General features: G+C 63.7%; 17 protein-coding genes and 1 tRNA gene. 7 read left to right on the top strand and 11 right to left on the bottom strand.

All coding sequences use genetic code 11. The features are described 5' to 3' along the window. Positions 1-3 precede the first annotated feature (3 nt). A complete protein-coding gene (locus CFR71_RS04705) occupies positions 4-819 on the top strand; it encodes a TIGR00282 family metallophosphoesterase (protein WP_110527841.1) in 816 nt (271 codons plus the stop codon). Between the two features lie 54 nt (positions 820-873). Here CFR71_RS04705 and CFR71_RS04700 read toward each other — a convergent pair whose 3' ends face one another. The 6 genes from CFR71_RS04700 to CFR71_RS04675 all read right to left on the bottom strand — a co-directional run bounded on the left by CFR71_RS04700 (position 874) and on the right by CFR71_RS04675 (position 7,784). Beyond that, positions 874-2,334, bottom strand: coding sequence for an AMP nucleosidase (locus CFR71_RS04700; protein ID WP_110527838.1), 1,461 nt, complete (start codon positions 2,332-2,334; stop codon positions 874-876). A gap of 108 nt (positions 2,335-2,442) precedes the next feature. Continuing rightward, on the bottom strand, positions 2,443-3,591 hold the full coding sequence (locus tag CFR71_RS04695; protein ID WP_110527835.1) for a TonB family protein: 1,149 nt from the start codon (positions 3,589-3,591) through the stop codon (positions 2,443-2,445). Positions 3,592-3,764: 173 nt separating this feature from the next. After that, on the bottom strand, positions 3,765-4,556 hold the full coding sequence (locus CFR71_RS04690) for an alpha/beta fold hydrolase (protein WP_110527832.1): 792 nt from the start codon (positions 4,554-4,556) through the stop codon (positions 3,765-3,767). 22 nt (positions 4,557-4,578) lie between these two features. Next, positions 4,579-5,577 (bottom strand): NAD(P)H-quinone oxidoreductase, encoded by a 999-nt coding sequence (locus CFR71_RS04685; RefSeq protein ID WP_110528483.1) that lies wholly within the window; start codon positions 5,575-5,577, stop codon positions 4,579-4,581. A gap of 286 nt (positions 5,578-5,863) precedes the next feature. After that, the gene (gene glnA, locus CFR71_RS04680; protein ID WP_110527829.1) at positions 5,864-7,324 is read right to left on the bottom strand and encodes a type I glutamate--ammonia ligase; all 1,461 of its coding nucleotides are present in this window, start codon (positions 7,322-7,324) and stop codon (positions 5,864-5,866) included. Between the two features lie 121 nt (positions 7,325-7,445). Then, positions 7,446-7,784, bottom strand: coding sequence for a P-II family nitrogen regulator (locus CFR71_RS04675; RefSeq protein WP_110527826.1), 339 nt, complete (start codon positions 7,782-7,784; stop codon positions 7,446-7,448). A gap of 196 nt (positions 7,785-7,980) precedes the next feature. Between CFR71_RS04675 and CFR71_RS04670 the strand changes: the two genes are divergently transcribed. After that, positions 7,981-9,156 (top strand): aminotransferase, encoded by a 1,176-nt coding sequence (locus tag CFR71_RS04670; protein ID WP_110527823.1) that lies wholly within the window; start codon positions 7,981-7,983, stop codon positions 9,154-9,156. Between the two features lie 87 nt (positions 9,157-9,243). Then, a tRNA-His gene (locus tag CFR71_RS04665) sits at positions 9,244-9,319 on the top strand. 45 nt (positions 9,320-9,364) lie between these two features. Here CFR71_RS04665 and CFR71_RS04660 read toward each other — a convergent pair. Then, complete coding sequence (locus CFR71_RS04660; RefSeq protein ID WP_207781326.1) at positions 9,365-10,273, bottom strand: NAD(P)H-binding protein; 909 nt, start codon at positions 10,271-10,273, stop codon at positions 9,365-9,367. Between the two features lie 49 nt (positions 10,274-10,322). Next, a complete protein-coding gene (locus CFR71_RS04655) occupies positions 10,323-11,699 on the bottom strand; it encodes a hypothetical protein (protein WP_239020269.1) in 1,377 nt (458 codons plus the stop codon). Between the two features lie 187 nt (positions 11,700-11,886). Between CFR71_RS04655 and rplM the strand changes: the two genes are divergently transcribed. Both rplM and rpsI read left to right on the top strand, forming a co-directional pair. After that, positions 11,887-12,369, top strand: a complete 483-nt coding sequence (gene rplM, locus CFR71_RS04650; RefSeq protein WP_110527817.1) for a 50S ribosomal protein L13 — start codon at positions 11,887-11,889, stop codon at positions 12,367-12,369. A 5-nt stretch (positions 12,370-12,374) separates the two neighbouring features. Beyond that, positions 12,375-12,878 carry a 30S ribosomal protein S9 gene (gene rpsI / locus CFR71_RS04645; RefSeq protein WP_110527814.1) on the top strand — a complete coding sequence of 168 codons (504 nt, stop codon included), beginning with the start codon at positions 12,375-12,377 and terminating at the stop codon, positions 12,876-12,878. Positions 12,879-13,237: 359 nt separating this feature from the next. On the opposite strand, the gene CFR71_RS04640 is transcribed toward rpsI, so the two are convergent. Both CFR71_RS04640 and CFR71_RS04635 read right to left on the bottom strand, forming a co-directional pair. Further along, positions 13,238-13,510 (bottom strand): hypothetical protein, encoded by a 273-nt coding sequence (locus CFR71_RS04640; protein ID WP_110527811.1) that lies wholly within the window; start codon positions 13,508-13,510, stop codon positions 13,238-13,240. Positions 13,511-13,689: 179 nt separating this feature from the next. After that, the gene (locus CFR71_RS04635) at positions 13,690-14,448 is read right to left on the bottom strand and encodes a DNA/RNA non-specific endonuclease (protein ID WP_239020268.1); all 759 of its coding nucleotides are present in this window, start codon (positions 14,446-14,448) and stop codon (positions 13,690-13,692) included. Between the two features lie 171 nt (positions 14,449-14,619). Here CFR71_RS04635 and CFR71_RS04630 point away from each other — a divergent pair, with 171 nt between their 5' ends. Next, a complete protein-coding gene (locus CFR71_RS04630) occupies positions 14,620-14,808 on the top strand; it encodes a hypothetical protein (RefSeq protein WP_133251090.1) in 189 nt (62 codons plus the stop codon). Positions 14,809-14,833: 25 nt separating this feature from the next. On the opposite strand, the gene CFR71_RS04625 is transcribed toward CFR71_RS04630, so the two are convergent. After that, on the bottom strand, positions 14,834-15,406 hold the full coding sequence (locus CFR71_RS04625) for a hypothetical protein (protein WP_110527802.1): 573 nt from the start codon (positions 15,404-15,406) through the stop codon (positions 14,834-14,836). A 301-nt stretch (positions 15,407-15,707) separates the two neighbouring features. Between CFR71_RS04625 and CFR71_RS04620 the strand changes: the two genes are divergently transcribed. Beyond that, positions 15,708-17,096, top strand: coding sequence for an NAD-dependent succinate-semialdehyde dehydrogenase (locus CFR71_RS04620; protein ID WP_110528477.1), 1,389 nt, complete (start codon positions 15,708-15,710; stop codon positions 17,094-17,096). Positions 17,097-17,217 lie beyond the last annotated feature (121 nt).

Here is a 17,217-nt window from a genome sequence, read left to right as displayed (position 1 = left end):
TTTTTGAGGATACTGTTTCTGGGCGACATTGTCGGCCGCGTCGGGCGGGAGGCGGTGATCGACCGCCTGCCGGGATTGCGTAACGAGCTGTCGCTGGATCTGGTGGTGGTGAACGGGGAAAATGCAAGCCACGGCTTTGGCCTGTCGCCGGCCATCGGCCGTGACCTGTTCGCGGCGGGCGCCGATGTCATTACGCTGGGCAACCACAGCTGGGACCGGCGCGACATGATCGGGCATATCGATGCCGAACCCCGCATCATCCGTCCCGCCAACTATCCCCCCGGCACGCCCGGGCAGGGCAGCGTGGTGGTGGAACTGGTCAATGGGCGCAAGGCGCTGGTCATCAGCGTCATGGGGCGGCAGTTCATGGATGCGATGGACGATCCGTTCCGCGCGGTGTCCGACATCCTGTCGCGCCATCGGCTGGGGGTGACGGTGCAGGCCATCGTGGTCGATATCCATGCGGAGGCGACGAGCGAGAAATGGGCCATGGGCCATATCTGTGATGGTCGCGTGTCGCTGGTGATCGGGACGCATACCCACACGCCCACCGCCGACCATCGTATTTTCCCCAACGGGACGGCGTTCCAGACCGATGCGGGGATGTGCGGCGATTATGACAGCGTGATCGGCATGGGCAAGGATGCCGCCATCGCGCGATTCGTGCGCAAGATGCCGGGCGAACGCCTGCAGCCGGCGGAAGGCGATGCCAGCATCGCGGGCATGATGGTGGAAACCGATGACGCGACGGGCCTTGCCCTGCGCATGGCCCCGCTGCGGCTGGGGGGACACCTGGCGCAGACGCGGCCCGATTTCTGACGACGCGCGGACAGGCCCCGCCCCACGGATGTCAGCCGTCCGCCGCCCATCCCATCAGCGAAAGGCCGGTTCGTAAAAGCCGCGCAGCTTGCGCGAATGCAGCCGGCCGACGCCCTGCGCCCGCAACTGGCGCATGGTCTCGATCCCGACGATCAGGTGCTGGCGCACGCGTTCGCGATAGAAGGCGTTGGCCATGCCACGCAGCTTTACCTCACCATGCAGGGGCTTGTCCGAAACGCACAGCAGCGTGCCATAGGGAACGCGGAACCGGAAACCGTTGGCCGCGATGGTGGCCGATTCCATGTCCACCGCGATGGCGCGGGTCATGTTGATGCGGGTGAACAGCGCCTCCAGCCGCAGTTCCCAGTTGCGGTTGTCGGTGGTCATGACCGTGCCGGTACGCAGCCGGGTCTTGAGTTCCGCATCATGCAGCCCCGTTACCCGTTCGGCCACTTCCTGCAGGGCCGTCTGTACCTCCGCGATGGGGGGGACCGGCACCCATGGCGGCAGGTCCTCGTCCAGGACGTTGTCATCGCGCAGATAGCCATGGGCCAGCACGTAATCGCCCAGCCGCTGCGTCCGGCGCAGCCCGGCGCAGTGCCCCACCATCAGCCAGCAGTGCGGACGCAGGACGGCGAGGTGGTCGGTAATCGTCTTGGCGTTCGCCGGTCCCACCCCGATATTGACCAGCGTGATGCCATCGCCGTCCGGGCGGCACAGGTGATAGGCGGGCATCTGTGGCAGGCTGCCCGCGCTGCCCTGCGGGCGGGGGGATGTCCCCCTGCGGTGGATCACGCCCCCCGGTTCGACAAAGGCATCGTATTCATCACCTGCATCGACCTGCGCGTGGCCATATTCGCGAAAGGCATCGACATAGCGCTGGTAATTCGTCAGCAGGATGAAGCGCTGGAAATGCCCCGGGGCCGTGCCCGTGTAATGATGCAGCCGCGCCAGCGAATAATCGGTGCGTTCCGCCGTGAACAGCGCCAGCGGGCGCGGCGTGCCGGGGCGTGGCACCTGTTCGCAGTTGGCGATGGAATCGTCGGTCATCCACAGGTCCGGCAGCGCGAAATGCTGCTGCAGCCACGCCATGTCCGCCTCCGTCAGGGAGGTGACGGCATCTTCCATCACATAGGACAGCGGGATGGGCCGCCGCGAACGTCCCACCAGCACGGGCTGGCGGTAATGGCGCAGCAGGATGTCGATCTGTTCGCGCCAGTATTCGCGAAACAGCGCCGGGTGCGTCAGGGTCGTGCCGTAAAATCCGGATTCGAGGACAATATCGAATGGGGGGCGCGGCATGTCGGCGGGCAGCCCGCTTTCCTGAACGAACGCGAGGTAGGGATACACTCCCTGCGCCAGATGCCGCGTATCGCGCGTCGCAAAGGCCTTGCGCAGCAGGTGCGCCGCCGTATCGTACAGGTCGGTAATCCGCGCCACGGCCGCGCTGGCGTCGTCAAAGGATTCGAAATCCGTCCCGACCTCTTCCAGCAGGCGCTTTGTCGTCGGTGTCATGGCGCATCCCCTTGCTCTGGTGGGGAAACTATGAAGAGGGCGGAAAAAACAATCAACTAGCACGGCGCTGCCGCGCCCGTCCGGGATCCCCCCCAGGGTGCAGGCCGGTCAGTGGCGGATCAGGATATAGTTGATCGTAAGGTCGATATCGAAATGGTCCCCGGCCATGTCCGGCGGCACGGGCGGCAGCTGCGCATTGCGGAACATCCCCACCGTCGCGGCGTCAAGGTAGTACGATCCCGACTGCCCCGTCAGGCGCACCTTCGCTACCTGTCCGTTGCGGTCCAGCACGACATGCACCGATGACGGCCCTTCCTCGCCCGCGCGGGCGGCCTCTTCGGGGTAATACATGTGGCTGCGGATCCACTGGTCCAGTTCGGAGGCGTAATCGTCGCTGACGCCATGGATCTGCGTGTTGGTGGAATAGGGGGAATTGATCTTCCCGTTGCTGACCAGCGGCCCGACGGACAGATCGATGGGCGATCCCGAACCGCCCGCGCGGCCATGGCGGCTGCGGTGCGGCAGCGGCGACGGCGCGAACGACAGGTCCATCGGCGACTGCAGCGACGAATGCGACTGGCTGGAGGCATGATGGCGCGGCTGCTGCGCGGCGTGCGTCGAATGGCCGGGGCTCTGCATGCCCGGATTGAACTCCTTCTGTTCCGTCGACTGCGGCACCGACAGGTCGGAAGGGGCCTGCGTCAGCTGTGGCGATGACGGTGTTTCCGGCGTCGGGACGTTGGGCGAGGGGGAGGAATCCTCGCTCTGTTCCTTGGGGGTCGGGGTGCTTTCCGTCGTGCTGTGCTGGCTTTCCTTGCGCGGCGCATCGGCCCCCCCGGCCATGTCGGGGGAGGACTGTCCCTGCATCCCGCTGGAGGACGGGGGGGAGAACACCATTTCCACCTGCGGGGATTCGGAAGAGGAGGACGGGTCGCCGTGGGGGTTGTGGTGCGCGGAACTGATGAGGATGGCGCACAGCAGCGCGGTATGCAGCGCGATGGAAATGGCCGCGGCCTTGCCGGCGCCCGGGTCCTCCAGCGTGTCGGGACGGATCAGGCCCGAGGTAACGGGACGCAGCCCGCGATAGCCGGGGGGACGCGGAACCAGGTCGGGCGATTCAAGCCGTTCGTCCTGACGGGTATGGGACCGCGATGGCGTGACAGGCGGCGCGGGACGGACCGGCTCGTCCCCGCGCGGGATCAGTACGGGTTCCACGGCATGGCGGTACCGGGAAGAAGGACTGAGTGTCACCGACATGAAAGGGCGCGTTTCTCCGCCTTGGGGTGGCTGCTGTGATCGCAAGACAGGTTGCCGCCACTATCGTGCCATTACCTGTTCCGGCTTGCCAGCATAACTGCGGGGACGGGTCACGATGTCAAGAGCGATACAACATGTGGCCGCATGTGTTTCCCCGTGCCGGTGGCGTTGCGTCAGTAGCGTTCGACAAAGCGTTCCAGCAGTTCGGCGAAACGGTCGGGATTTTCCACGTGCAGCCAGTGCCCGGCCTTTTCGATCAGTTCCAGCCGGTGGTTGGGAAACAGGCGACGCATCGTCGTGAAGTGTTCCGCCCGGATATAGGGTGAATTCTCCCCCGCGAGGAACAGCGTCGGCCCCGGATAGCTGTAGCCTTCGGGGATGTAGGGCCAGCTTTCGACATTGGGCATCGATTCCACGATTTCGCGCAGGCCGATGTACCAGTCGGGGTTTTCCCCGACCCGGATGTTCTGCAGCATCAGCGCGCGCACGTCGGCGTTGGGAATGTAATGCTGCAGCAAAAGGTCCGCCCCCGCCCGGTTGAGGAAAGGGGGAAAGGGCACGTGGAGCATCTGTTCGCCCAGCCCGAACTGCCCATGGCCGGTGCGCGCGGGCGGGATGTCCGCGACCAGCAGGCTGTGCACCATTCCCGGATGCATCAGCGCCAGCGTCATCGCGACCTTGCCGCCCATGGAATGACCCACCAGCGTCGCGGGCAGGGCGTCGTGATGGCCCAGCGTTTCCAGAAGGTCGGCGGACATCACGTTGTAATCCATCAGCCCGTGCGGGCTGGCGCCATGATTGCGCAGGTCGATCGCCAGCGTGCGGCGCGTGCGCGCCAGACGCCGCTGGAAAAAGCCAAGGTTGCGTGCCCGCCCGAACAGCCCGTGCAGCAGGACAACCGGTGGTCGGCCCGCATCCCGCGTGGATGCTTCCTCCGGCCCCCGTTCAATCACATTCAGCAGCACCGCGATTACCTTGTCCCTGGATTCAAGATGTCTGGAGATTCAGGAGGATTTTCCCCGAATGCGTCCCATTTTCCATCAGCTTATGGGCATCCGCGACCCGCGCAAGGGGGAAGGTGGCATGGATGAGGGGACGGACGGCCTTTTTTTCCAGAAGTGGCCACACATGCTGTTCCAGCTGCCTTGCGATTTCCGCCTTGTAGGCGCTGCTGCGCGGGCGCAGCGTCGTGCCGGTGACCACCAGGCGTCGCGTCATGATCCGCGCCAGGCCGATATTTTCAGCCCGCGCGCCGCCCTGCAGCGCGATGATCACCAGCCGCCCTTCCGGGGCGAGGCACTTCAGGTTGCGCTCCAGATAGGAACCGCCGATCATGTCGAGGATGATGTTCACCCCCTTTCCATCGGTCAGTTCGGCAATGCGGGTGACGAAGTCCTCGGTCCGGTAATTGATCGCCGCGTCCGCGCCGATGGCCGTGCACAGTTCGGTCTTTTCGGGCGTGCCGGCGGTGGCATAGGCAATGCCGCCCATCTGGCGCACCAGCTGGATCGCCACCGTGCCGATGCCGCTGCTGCCGCCATGGATCAGGACACGATCCCCCGCGCGCATGGACGCGGTCATGAAGATGTTGGACCAGACAGTAAAGAACGTCTCCGGCAGGGCGGCCGCGTGCAGGGCATCGAACCCCGACGGCCACGGCAGGCACTGTCCGGCGGGAACGGTGCAGTACTGGGCGTATCCCCCGCCATTGGACAGGGCGCAGACACGCGCGCCCAGGGCGGGAAAGGCATCGTCGGGAATGCCGGGGCCACGGGCGACGACCTCGCCCGCGATTTCCAGCCCGAGGATCGGGCTCGCCCCCGGCGGTGGGGGATACAGACCCTGGCGCTGCATGATGTCGGGGCGGTTGACGCCCGCCGCCATCACGCGCACCAGCACCTCTCCCTCCTTCGGGGCGGGCACGGGCACGTCGCTCAGGGTCATGACATCCGGGGCGCCGGGATCGGCATAGGTGACGGCCTGCATCATGACCGGCAGGGTGGGGTTCATGATCGTCCTTTCGTCGGTATTCCGGGCAAGGTGGCGTACCCCCGTCGATAACACATCGTGGCGTAATATCATGCCCCGATCATGCGGCCCCCCGATGACATGTCTGCGTGCATGGCGCATGCCGCCATCATGGACAACGTCGCGCCGGAGGCGGGGTTCGGATGCTGGCGCATGAAAACGGGGACATCAAAAAAGGCACCGGGATCGTATGATCCCGATGCCTTGCCATGTCGTGCCGCAGGGAATGCGGAACGCGCGGTCCTCAGACCGAGTAGTACATCTCGAACTCGGCGGGATGCGGGGTGTGTTCGAACTTGAACACTTCGTCCCACTTGATCGCGCAGTAGCTTTCGATCTGGTCCTTGGTGAACACGCCACCGGCCAGCAGGAACTCGTGATCCGCTTCCAGCGCCGTCAGCGCTTCACGCAGCGATCCGCAGACGGTCGGGATCTGCTTGAGCTCTTCGGGGGGAAGGTCGTACAGGTCCTTGTCCATCGCGTCGCCCGGATGGATCTTGTTCTTGATGCCGTCCAGACCCGCCATCAGCATGGCCGAGAACGCAAGGTAGGGGTTCGCGGTCGGGTCGGGGAAGCGGACCTCCACGCGCTTGGCCTTCGGGCTGGTGGCGTAGGGGATGCGACACGACGCCGAACGGTTGCGCGCGGAATAGGCGAGCAGCACGGGCGCTTCGAATCCGGGGATCAGGCGCTTGTAGGAATTGGTGGACGGGTTGGTGAACGCGTTCAGCGCCTTGGCGTGCTTGATGATGCCGCCGATGTAGTACAGCGCCTCGTCCGACAGGTCGGCATAGCCATTGCCGGCAAAGGTCGGCTTGCCCGCCTTCCAGATCGACTGGTGGACATGCATGCCCGATCCGTTGTCGCCATAGATCGGCTTGGGCATGAAGGTCGCCGTCTTGCCATAGGAATGGGCGACGTTGTGCACGCAGTACTTGTAGATCTGCATGAAGTCGGCGGATTCGACCAGAGTGGCGAACTTGGTGCCCAGCTCATGCTGCGACTGCGCGACCTCGTGGTGGTGCTTTTCGATCGGCAGGCCCATTTCGCCCATCGTGGTCAGCATTTCGGCGCGCAGGTCGCTTTCGCTGTCGACGGGGGGAACCGGGAAATAGCCGCCCTTGACGCCCGGGCGATGGCCCATGTTGCCTTCGGGATAGTCCTTGAGCGAGGCGCCGGGGCCTTCCATGCTTTCAAGCTCGTACTTGCCGAAGTTCGGGCCGGTGCCGAAACGCACGCTGTCGAAGATGAAGAATTCGGCTTCCGGGCCGAAGAATGCCGTATCGCCCAGGCCGGTGGACTTCAGGTACTGTTCCGCCAGCTTCGCCGTGGCGCGGGGGTCACGGTTGTAGAACTGCCCGGTGGAGGGTTCGACGATGTCGCAGATCAGGATGAGCTGCGGCTTGGCCGAGAACGGGTCCATGACCGCCGTGGCGGGGTCGGGCAGCAGGATCATGTCGCTTTCGTTGATGGCCTTCCATCCCGCGATGGACGAACCGTCGAACATGAAACCCTCGCGGAAGGTATCTTCCTCGATGGTGGAGACATACTGGGTCGTGTGATGCCACTTGCCGCGCGGGTCGGTGAAACGCAGGTCCACCATCTCCACGGCGTTTTCCTTGATCATGCTGAAGACCTTGGCGATGGCCTCAGCCGACACCCCTGATGTCGGGGAAGAAGGGGTACCCGATGCTTTTTTTGGCATTGTTCTCTACCTGCCTGTGGTGAACGGTCCCGCAAGGATGATGCGGATACCGAAACGGTTACGGAAAAGGAATGGCCATGTCGAGGGGACCGTGCCGTCCCGCTGGACGGGACAGGCCATGTCAGACGGCATCCTCGCCATGTTCGCCGGTACGGATACGGATCACGTCTTCCACCGGGGAGACGAAGATCTTGCCGTCGCCGATGCGGCCCGTGCGGGCGGCGGCGATGATGGCTTCGATCGCGCGGTCGGCCAGATCGTTCGAACACACGATTTCAAGCTTCACCTTGGGAAGGAAATCGACGATGTATTCGGCGCCACGATACAGCTCGGTATGACCTTTCTGCCGGCCGAACCCCTTGGCTTCGGTCACGGTAATGCCCATCAGGCCGATTTCATGAAGGGCTTCCTTCACTTCGTCGAGCTTGAAGGGTTTGATGATGGCCTCGATCTTTTTCATGCCGCGTCGTCAATCTCCAGTCTGGCGGACCGGCGGCATTCCGGTACCGGATCGTATTCCTGCGGGAACGGACGCAGATGCCGTTTCAGCTTCTTTTCGGCTACAGGTTTGCACGGGTTGGGATTTCAGGCAATCGGATGATATGGCAAAAATCGCAAGCCCGGCGTCATTGGCGCCCCTGGACAGGATGTCAGGTATGAAACCCGCGAATGCGATGCTGTCGGCCCTGCCGACGACCATTTTTTCCGTCATGTCGGCGCTGGCGGTGGAATATGATGCCGTCAACCTGGGGCAGGGATTTCCCGATACCGAAGGGCCGGCCGACCTGATCGACGCGGCCGCCGCGGCCCTGCGCGACGGGCGCAACCAGTATCCGCCGCTGGCGGGCGTGCCGGAACTGCGCATGGCGGTGGCGTCGGCCAATGCGCGGTTCTGCGGGATAGAGGCCGACCCCGCGACGGAAGTCGTGGTGACCTGCGGCGCGACCGAGGCGATCACGGCCTCGCTGATGGCCCTGGTCAATCCGGGGGACGAGGTGGTCGTGTTCGAACCGCTTTATGACACCTACCTGCCGGTGCTGCGCATGCTGGGCGCGGTCGTGCGTCCGGTGCGCCTGATGCCGCCGCACTGGTCGCTGCCGCGCGCGGAACTGGCGGCGGCGGTCGGCCCGAAGACCAAGGCGATCCTGCTCAACACCCCCATGAACCCCACCGGCAAGGTCTTTACCCGCGCGGAGCTGGAATTCATCGCCGATCTGATGGTCTGCCATGATGTCTATGCCGTCTGCGACGAGGTGTACGAGCATCTGACATTCGCCCCGGCGCGCCATGTCGCGCTGATGTCCCTGCCGGGCATGAAGGCGCGCACCATCCGCATCGGCAGCGCGGGCAAGAGTTTTTCGATGACGGGCTGGAAGGTCGGCTATGTCACCGCGCCCGCGCCGCTGGCGGCGCTGGTGGCGAAGGCGCACCAGCTCCTGACCTTTACGGTCGCGCCGAACCTGCAGCGCGCCGTCGCCATCGGGCTGGAAAAGGACACCGGCTATTTCCTCCAGCTTTCCGAAAGCATGCGCCAGTCGCGCGACATGCTGGTCAAAGGGCTTCGCGATGCCGGATTCGAGGTCCTGCCCTGCGATGGCAGCTATTTCGTCATCGCCGATTTCGCGGGACTGGGATTCGCGGGCGACGATGTCGCGTTCTGCGAGGCGATGACGCGTCAGCTGCGGGTGACGGCCATTCCCGTCTCCGCCTTCTATGACCCTGACGGCGGCCCCGGCCCGCGCACCCTCGTGCGCTTTGCGTTTTGCAAGCGGCCCGAAGTCATCGCGGAGGCGGTCCGCCGGCTGGCCCGCGTGGACGGGCTGAGGGGATGAGGACAGGGGTGGCACACCAAACGCCACGCGGCGGGAAAAGGGTTATTGACGTCGTGCATCAGAGCCTCTAAATCACCCCTCGTTGCGGCGGATGTAGCTCAGTTGGTAGAGCGCCAGGTTGTGGTCTTGGATGTCGCGGGTTCGAGCCCCGTCATTCGCCCCATCATTTCCCTCTGAAATTTCCCAATCGGAATCACGCGTCGCGCCGTCATGTCCGCGCGGGTTGCGTCTCTGCCCGCAATGCGGCCAGGAACCTGCCGAGTCCTTCATCGGGCGTAAGGGGCGTAAAGCCGAGTGCCGCGCGCATCGGGGCGATGTCGAAGGCCTTGTCCTCACCCAGGCGACGGATTTCCGCCGGGGTGACGCGGGGCAGGCCGGGCAGGGGCGGCATCAGGCGGCCCAGCCCCATCAGCAGCGGCGCCGGCACGTTGATGACCGGGCGCGGGCGCAGCCCGGCGTGACGCGCGACAAGGGTGGCAAGCACGCGATAGGGAACGGCCTGCCCCCCCGCGATCACCAGCGTATGCCCCCCGCGCCATTCACGCGCCAGCGCCGCCATGATCGCGCGCGTGACATCCCCCTGAAAGATCGGTTGCACCAGCGCCCGGCCGCCCGATGGCAGCGGCAGGACAGGCAGGCGCCGGATCAGGCCCAGCAGGCGCTGGATGTTGTTTTCCCCCTGCGCGCCGTAAATCATGGTCGGGTGGAGTATGACGCCGTTGCGCCCCGACGACAGCAGCGCCTGCTGTCCCCGCGCCACGTCGCGTCCATGCGCATCGGGCCAGCGGGTGAATATCCGCGTGCTGCCCAGACAGACCAGCGAAGCTTCTGGCGGGGCGGCCGCCACGATGGCCGCGACATGACGCGCATGCGCGGTGGAGACGATCCGCCGTGCATCGCGCAGTGCGGCAGCCAGTGTGCCGTCGGTGGAGGTAAGCTCGATTCGTCGTGCCTGTCCCGGCAGGCCCGTCGCACGCCACCGGCCGAGGTCGCGCACCAGTGGAACAAACGCAATGCCATGCTGATGCAGCGCCATGCATAGCGCCCGGCCCGATCGGCCCGACGCCCCGATGACATGCACCGGTCCCTGCATGGCGGGGACAGCAGGTGCGGGCATCAGGGCGTCATCACGGTGGCGAAGCCTCAGGACATTAAATCGGGGCGTTTCAGGGCGTTGAAATCGTAAGGCCCAGCGGGGCGGCGATGGACGGGTCGCTGGCCATCGACAGGGCGACGCCGATCATCATCAGGTTGACCGGCTTCATCGGGCGCAGCGCCAGCTGGAGCGGATGGTCCGCGGGCGACTGCAGGAAACGGCCCAGCGCGCGCATCGAGGCATCATCGGAAGAAGACAGGCTGGCAAGCAGCGTCTGGCGGTAGGCATCCACCGGCGTCTCGCGGCTGCGGGCAAGGGCTTCGATCACATGGCCGGCCAGCGAGCGATCTTCCCACGTAATGGCCGCCGAGACGACGCGCGCGGTTTCGGGCACCACCAGCATGTCGTCAAAGGGGATCTGGTCCAGTTCCGCGATCACCGTCAGGTTGCCCATGTCCGGCGACTCCACCGTCATGGGTTCCAGCCGCAGGTGCCCCGCGCTGCGGTCGCCCGCGCTCACCACATGCACGTTCCCCATGAAATGGTCATAGCCGAAGGCATTGAGAAGCGAGATGCTGTCCGTTCCCGTGGACCAGATCGCAAGATTGGTCAGGCGCGAATCCATCTTGTCCTCGACCTCGGTCGAAGTGCGTGACGAGACGAGGCGGTCCACCTGCAGCAGCGGGTGGGAACTTTCGATCACGCCCTTTTTCAGGTCCACCTTGTAGGGATGCGTCTCATGGACCAGATGGCCCGACTGGATCAGGCTTGCCACCTGTCCGGCGAAGTCCGGGCCATCAAGCTCAAGGTGGTCCACCGTGATGCGCCGCGTGGGCGTGAGGTTGATCTGCGTCGCCAGATGGTCGAGGTCGAGGTGCGATGCCTGTCCCAGCCCGTAATGGTCCACGCGCATGTGGGCCACGGTCATGTCGGTCTGCGTCGCGGGGGCGGCAAGGTGGAAGTTGGTGAAGACCCCTTCGCCCAGCACCAGCGAATCGAAGCCCAGCGACTGGGGCGCGTTATCGACGGGCCGCGCGCCATTGGGCAGGGTCAGGTCAGACAGGTCCACCTCGTCGAGGGAAAATGTGTTGCCCCATGCCATGACCTGCACCTTCTGCAGGACCACGCTGCCGATCTTTTCCCCCTGGACGTTGTTTCCCTTCATGCCGCCCAGCCGCACGCTGGCCGCCGTCAGCGTCATGGCGGGATTATGATAGGTGACGGAGGTAAAGCGGGCGCCGCGCGCAAGGGTGCGGGGTTTCGCCGTCGCATAGCTGAAGCTGGCGTTCGGCCCGATGGCGGCGCGGAAGTCCGCGATGCCGGCCTCCAGCCTGCGCTGGGCGAAGTGATGGAGGCCCCAGCTGCCCACCACAAGGACAAGTGCGACCATCGGTAAGGCGGGAAATATTTTCTTCACGAGCGCGGTGTCCACAGTGATCTCTTGCATGTCAGCTATATCATTCACAGGGGGCGGGGCAATCTTCTGGCGTCAAATATTGTGGTATCATATTACCACAATGCGATTTTCTGCGGAAAAGCGCCGGAAAATCGCATTGTCCTCTTGACGTTCGTGTTGCGTCCGGATGATAACGCGCCACCCGTTACCGCTCATATCAAGACGGAACACTGAATCCATGAAGACCACACTTTCCCTGAAACCTGCCGAGGTGACACGGGGCTGGACCCTGATCGACGCCGAAGGTCTGGTCCTGGGCCGGCTGGCGGCCATCGTCGCACAGCGCCTGCGCGGCAAGCACAAGCCGCAGTTCACCCCCCATGTTGATTGTGGCGACAACATCGTCATCATCAATGCCGAAAAGGTCCGCCTGACCGGCAACAAGGTGGCGCAGAAGCTGTTCCATTACCACACGGGCTATCCCGGCGGTATCAAGCAGCGCACGATCACCCAGCGCCTCGAAGGCAAGAACCCCGGCCATGTCGTGCGCAAGGCTGTCGAGCGCATGATCACCCGCGGTCCGCTGCAGCGCGCGCAGATGAAGCACCTGTATGTCTATGCCGGCAGCGAGCATCCCCACGAAGGGCAGAAGCCGCAGGTTCTCGACGTTGCGGCGCTGAACCGCAAGAATTCCGTTTCCAGCAACAAGAACGGGGCCTGATCTCCATGTCTGAAACCCAAGAACGTACAGGCACGCTGGCCGATCTGCAGGGAGCAGTCGCGTCGGGTCAGATCGAATCCACCGAGAACGCGGCCCCGGTTTACGAAGCCAAGCGCGACGCGCAGGGCCGTTCCTATGCCACGGGCCGTCGCAAGGACGCCGCGGCACGCGTGTGGATCAAGCCGGGCAAGGGCGACATCGTCGTCAATGGCCGTCCGGTCGGCACCTATTTCGCCCGTCCCGTCCTGCGCATGCTGATCACGCAGCCGTTCCTGGTTGCCGATCGCTATAACCAGTTCGATGTCTACTGCACCGTGACCGGCGGTGGCCTGTCGGGTCAGGCGGGCGCGGTCCGTCACGGCATCAGCCGTGCGCTGACGCATTACGAACCGGCCCTGCGTGGCATCCTGAAGGCCGCGGGCTTCCTGACGCGCGATCCGCGTGTTGTCGAACGCAAGAAGTACGGTCGCGCCAAGGCACGTCGTTCCTTCCAGTTCAGCAAGCGCTGATTGCATATCCTGCGGCGTCTTTTCCGGCACATGTCGGGAGGATGCCAAAGGTCAGGCGATCATCACGACGGGGTGGGCCGCATGCGGTCCGCCCCGTTTGTGTTTTCAGGCCATTTTCAGGGGCCGGGATCCAGGGGAACACATACCGTTCTGTCGCATCGGGTCATTGCTGCAGCCAGAATGGACAGGTTTCCGTGCCCCTTGTTCACGCAGCCGTGGAGGTTGTTTGAAAACATCCTGCTGATAAAAATAACGGAAGTTTCCGTTTTCAAAAAGGCAGTGTTGTCCGAAGCTTTTTGAAAAAAGCTTCACCAAAAACTTTTATGATTTTTGGGGTTTGTCGAGTTTCAGGCAGCCTCTCACATGAACGGGTTGTCCACCTTGCCCGCCTTGCGTGGGGCCGGCTTGATGGCGGCGGGCAGGTCCGGCGTGGATTGCAGCCTGTCCACGACGGCCTGCAGGAATGTCAGCAGGTCCTGCGCCCGGCGTAGCCCGGCCTTGTCGCGGGTCAGGTCCGTCTGTCCGTAAAAGGCGATGCTGTCGGTGCCGTTTTCAATGGTCATCCCGTCAATCGTGCATGACGCGCTGTCATCGGCAAAGGGAACGATGGCCGGATGCTGGGCCTGTTTCATGTCCGCAGTCTCCTCGCTTGGGTGCCAGAACCATAAAAGCTGTCTGAAAATACCCTGTTGATAAAATAGCAGAAGTTTTTGGGTGTCGCCTTTTTCCAAAAAGGCGACGTCTTTCGAAGCTTCCACTGAGATTTTCATGGTTTCAGCCTGTTACGGAACCTTCTTTTTCAGACTGTCCCTTATACATGGCGGTAATACCGGCTCCGGCGACGGTGCGTATGGCGTCGTGATGATCGCCGCGACGATCCATGCCAGACGGTCCGTATGGGCAGGGTGATATAGGTCTGTTTCAGCGCGGGCGGGAGGGCCGGGAACGGATCAACCCCCACCGTTTCGATCAGGGTTGCAATCGTGACGCGGTGGCAGGCGGGCGTGCGCACCGCGTTGCGGCAGACATAGACGCCCGCGACCTGCTGGCGCGGGTCATAGACCGCCTTCCACGTTGATGTCGGAACCAGAACCCGGTCGCTTCCGATGGTGGAAAGGCGGCGCGTGTGGAATGCCGGGCCGGTCACGACATAGATGTCCCCGTCGCGCAGGGTCAGGCGGCGCACGGCGCTTTCGATTTCTTCCCACCGTCCACGGTTGAGCGCGGCCGTCTGGGGCACGACATTCGACAGGCGGAAGCTTTCTTCCTGCGTGGCGTCATCCGGCATGTCGCCAGAGGGGGACATGTGCCCGCGATCATATCCGGAATGAACATAATCCGACAGTTCGGCGCGCGCACTGGCGGGCAGGCGGTCGTCGGGCTGGAATTCCCCGCGCCGTGGAGTGGCCTGCGCCTGTCGGATGACGCTGGCCGTCAGGTGTTCGGCCGACCAGATCGGGTCGCGCGCGACACCTGAATACAGGACCACGAACGCGCTATTGCACAGCAGGCGCGTCTGCGCGCCCAGCTTTTCGTTCGTCAGGGCCGGCATGCGATTGTCTGGCCCCATGGCATCGCACGGTTCCGCCCATGCCGGGGTTGCGGTTCCCATGGCGAGCATTAGGAACGACAGGAGACAAAAGAAAAGGGTTTTCATGCAAAAGCCATGGAGCGGGGCGAGTGGTGCCATCCTGTCATGTCTGTTAATCACGGATGTGGCACAAAAGGGATGGTGAACGACATGGCTGACTCCCCGCATACACGGTATGTGCACGCCCCCGATCCGGACAGGGTCATCATGCGGCGTCGTGAAAAGCCGTTGACCCCGTTTCAGCGTGCCCTGCATGTCGGCGTCAGGGTCGTGGTGCTTCTTCTGGCCTGCCTGGCGATGGGGGACATGCTGTTACACTGGTTGCACGGCACGCGATAGGACCGCGCAAGGGACGTCCGTTCCCTCAGGACGGGCCAGCCGCCGTAATATCCTCACGCGCCAGCGCCATGGTGATGTCGAGCGTTTCCTGATTGACCTGCGCGTCAAAGATGCGGTCCGCCGCCACGGCCTGTTCGCTGGCCACCATGTCGCCGAATTTCAGGTTGGGCCAGTCGATGTGGTCATGGGCGGCCCGGGTGAATTCAAATGACAGCATGGGGTGGGACGCCATGGCCCCCGACGGGTCGGCCGCGACGTAATCCCATACGAAGCGGCAGCGGGCGGGCGCGCCAGCCTGCGTGAACAGGGCGTGGACAAAGCCGGGGCTGACATCGGTCTGCAGCGTGTTCATCAGGTAATGTGGCGTGCTGCGGATCAGTTCGGGCGTCAGGCGGGTGCTGAAGATCCCCGCCGAAATCATCTGGGGCATCTGCGCGATGAAGCGCGCCTGATCGATGGTGGCATGCACGGTGCAGCCCTGTCCCGCATGTTCGATCCGCGCGGTGACACCCCACGCCTGCGCCATCGAATGCGGCGGCAGGATCGGCGCGGGATAGGGGGCCGCGTGGGCGTCCGCCATCGTAAGCCCGGCTGCCATTGCAACTGCCGCGCCAGTTGCGAATCGGAACGGCCATATCCCCCGTGAATGTTCGGATAGGAACAGGAACGAGCAAATTCGCATTAAAATTTTTATTAAACTTTCTTGAAAATCACCGCCAGGTGACCGATTGTTGCGCCACGTCATATCCAAAAATCCAGCACCCAGAAGGTAAAATCAGCCATATGGGGCGGCCGGTGCCACGGTTTTCGCAAAAAAGCGCCGTCCGCCGTGGGGTCATGGCCGCCACCATGGGACATATGCCCTTTTCTTGGCGGTTTTGATGTGTCAAAGCGAAGTCATGGCATACATTACCACAAACCCCTATACCAACGAAGTTGTCGCCCGTTTTCCCGACCTGGAGGATGCCCAGGTCGAGGTCCTGCTCGCGCAGGCGGTCGATACTTTTGAGAAGTGGTCGCGCACCTCTTTCGCGGAGCGTCGCGCCATCATGAAAAAGGCGGCGTCCCTCCTGCGTGAGCAGGCGGACCATTACGCCTCCCTGCTGACGCTGGAAATGGGAAAGCTGGCGCGCGAAGCACAGGGCGAGGTCAAGCTGTCGGCCGACATCCTTGACTACTACGCCGACAATGCGGAGCGTTTCCTTGCCCCGGTTCCGCTGAAGGAGGCGGAAAACAAGCATATGCGCCCCATGATCGTCAGCGACCCGATTGGTGTCCTGCTGGCGGTGGAACCGTGGAATTTCCCGTATTACCAGCTTGCCCGCGTTGCCGGGCCGCAGCTGATGGCGGGCAACACCGTCATGGTGAAGCATTCCTCCATCGTGCCGCAGTGCGCGGCGGCGTTTGACAAGCTGTTCCATGATGCCGGCGCGCCGGCCGGTGCCTATACCAACCTGTTCGCCACGCGCGATCAGCTCAACCACCTGATCGAGGATCCGCGCATCGCCGCGGTGTGCCTGACGGGGGGCGAGCGTTCGGGCGGCCATGTCGCCGCGCGCGCGGGCAAGAGCCTGAAGAAGACGACGCTGGAACTCGGCGGGGCCGACGCGTTCATCGTGCTGGACGACGCCGACCTCGACAAGACGGTCAAGTGGGCCGTGTGGGGACGCCTCAACAACGGCGGGCAGTGCTGTGTCGCGTCCAAGCGCTTCATCGTGGCCGAATCCATTGCTGACGAGTTCATCGCCAAGTTCAAGGCGGCGCTGGACAAGCTGGTCGCGGGCGACCCGCGCGATCCGGCCACCACCCTGCCGCCGATGTCCTCCCAGAGTGCGGCGGACGAGCTGAACGAACAGGTCCGCCAGGCTGTCGCCAACGGCGCGCGTCCGCATTATTGCGGGGCGGAGGTGCCGAAGAAGGGCGCGTTCGTCCGCGCGACCATCCTGACGGATGTGGCGCGTGACAACCCGGCCTATTTCCAGGAATTCTTTGGCCCCGTGGCCATGGTCTTCCGCGTCGGCAGCGATGAGGAAGCGATCGCGCTGGCGAACGATTCCGAATTCGGGCTGGGCGGTTCCGTCTTCACCCGCGATGAGAAGCGCGGCGTGGAAGTGGCCCGTCAGGTGCGCACCGGCATGGTGTTCATCAACCACCCGACATGGACGGCCCCGGAACTGCCGTTCGGCGGCATCAAGAAGTCGGGCTATGGCCGGGAACTTTCCGGTCTGGGCATCGACGAGTTCGTCAACAAGAAGCTGATCAACGTCGTCGATATCGACGCGCCGTAATCAGGCAGGCCCTGCGGGTGGGAAGGAATTTCCACCCGCAGGTTCGCGCATGATTTCGAATGACGATCTGTTTCGAAATCGTCATTAAGTAAAAAGCAAACCAAGACATAAAAAAGACATA

Origin of the sequence: Novacetimonas pomaceti (assembly GCF_003207955.1) — a bacterium.
Lineage (GTDB): Bacteria > Pseudomonadota > Alphaproteobacteria > Acetobacterales > Acetobacteraceae > Novacetimonas > Novacetimonas pomaceti.
This window is presented reverse-complemented; position numbering and strand designations above follow the sequence as displayed.

Coding starts and splice junctions, on each gene's coding strand:
- CFR71_RS04700 (WP_110527838.1), bottom strand. CDS start 2,334: ATGACACCGACGACAAAGCGCCTGCTGGAAGAGGTCGGGACGGATTTC.
- CFR71_RS04695 (WP_110527835.1), bottom strand. CDS start 3,591: ATGTCGGTGACACTCAGTCCTTCTTCCCGGTACCGCCATGCCGTGGAA.
- CFR71_RS04685 (WP_110528483.1), bottom strand. CDS start 5,577: ATGCAGGCCGTCACCTATGCCGATCCCGGCGCCCCGGATGTCATGACC.
- glnA (WP_110527829.1), bottom strand. CDS start 7,324: ATGCCAAAAAAAGCATCGGGTACCCCTTCTTCCCCGACATCAGGGGTG.
- CFR71_RS04675 (WP_110527826.1), bottom strand. CDS start 7,784: ATGAAAAAGATCGAGGCCATCATCAAACCCTTCAAGCTCGACGAAGTG.
- CFR71_RS04670 (WP_110527823.1), top strand. CDS start 7,981: ATGAAACCCGCGAATGCGATGCTGTCGGCCCTGCCGACGACCATTTTT.
- CFR71_RS04660 (WP_207781326.1), bottom strand. CDS start 10,273: ATGCCCGCACCTGCTGTCCCCGCCATGCAGGGACCGGTGCATGTCATC.
- CFR71_RS04655 (WP_239020269.1), bottom strand. CDS start 11,699: ATGCAAGAGATCACTGTGGACACCGCGCTCGTGAAGAAAATATTTCCC.
- rplM (WP_110527817.1), top strand. CDS start 11,887: ATGAAGACCACACTTTCCCTGAAACCTGCCGAGGTGACACGGGGCTGG.
- rpsI (WP_110527814.1), top strand. CDS start 12,375: ATGTCTGAAACCCAAGAACGTACAGGCACGCTGGCCGATCTGCAGGGA.
- CFR71_RS04640 (WP_110527811.1), bottom strand. CDS start 13,510: ATGAAACAGGCCCAGCATCCGGCCATCGTTCCCTTTGCCGATGACAGC.
- CFR71_RS04635 (WP_239020268.1), bottom strand. CDS start 14,448: ATGGGGCCAGACAATCGCATGCCGGCCCTGACGAACGAAAAGCTGGGC.
- CFR71_RS04630 (WP_133251090.1), top strand. CDS start 14,620: ATGGCTGACTCCCCGCATACACGGTATGTGCACGCCCCCGATCCGGAC.
- CFR71_RS04625 (WP_110527802.1), bottom strand. CDS start 15,406: ATGGCAGCCGGGCTTACGATGGCGGACGCCCACGCGGCCCCCTATCCC.
- CFR71_RS04620 (WP_110528477.1), top strand. CDS start 15,708: ATGGCATACATTACCACAAACCCCTATACCAACGAAGTTGTCGCCCGT.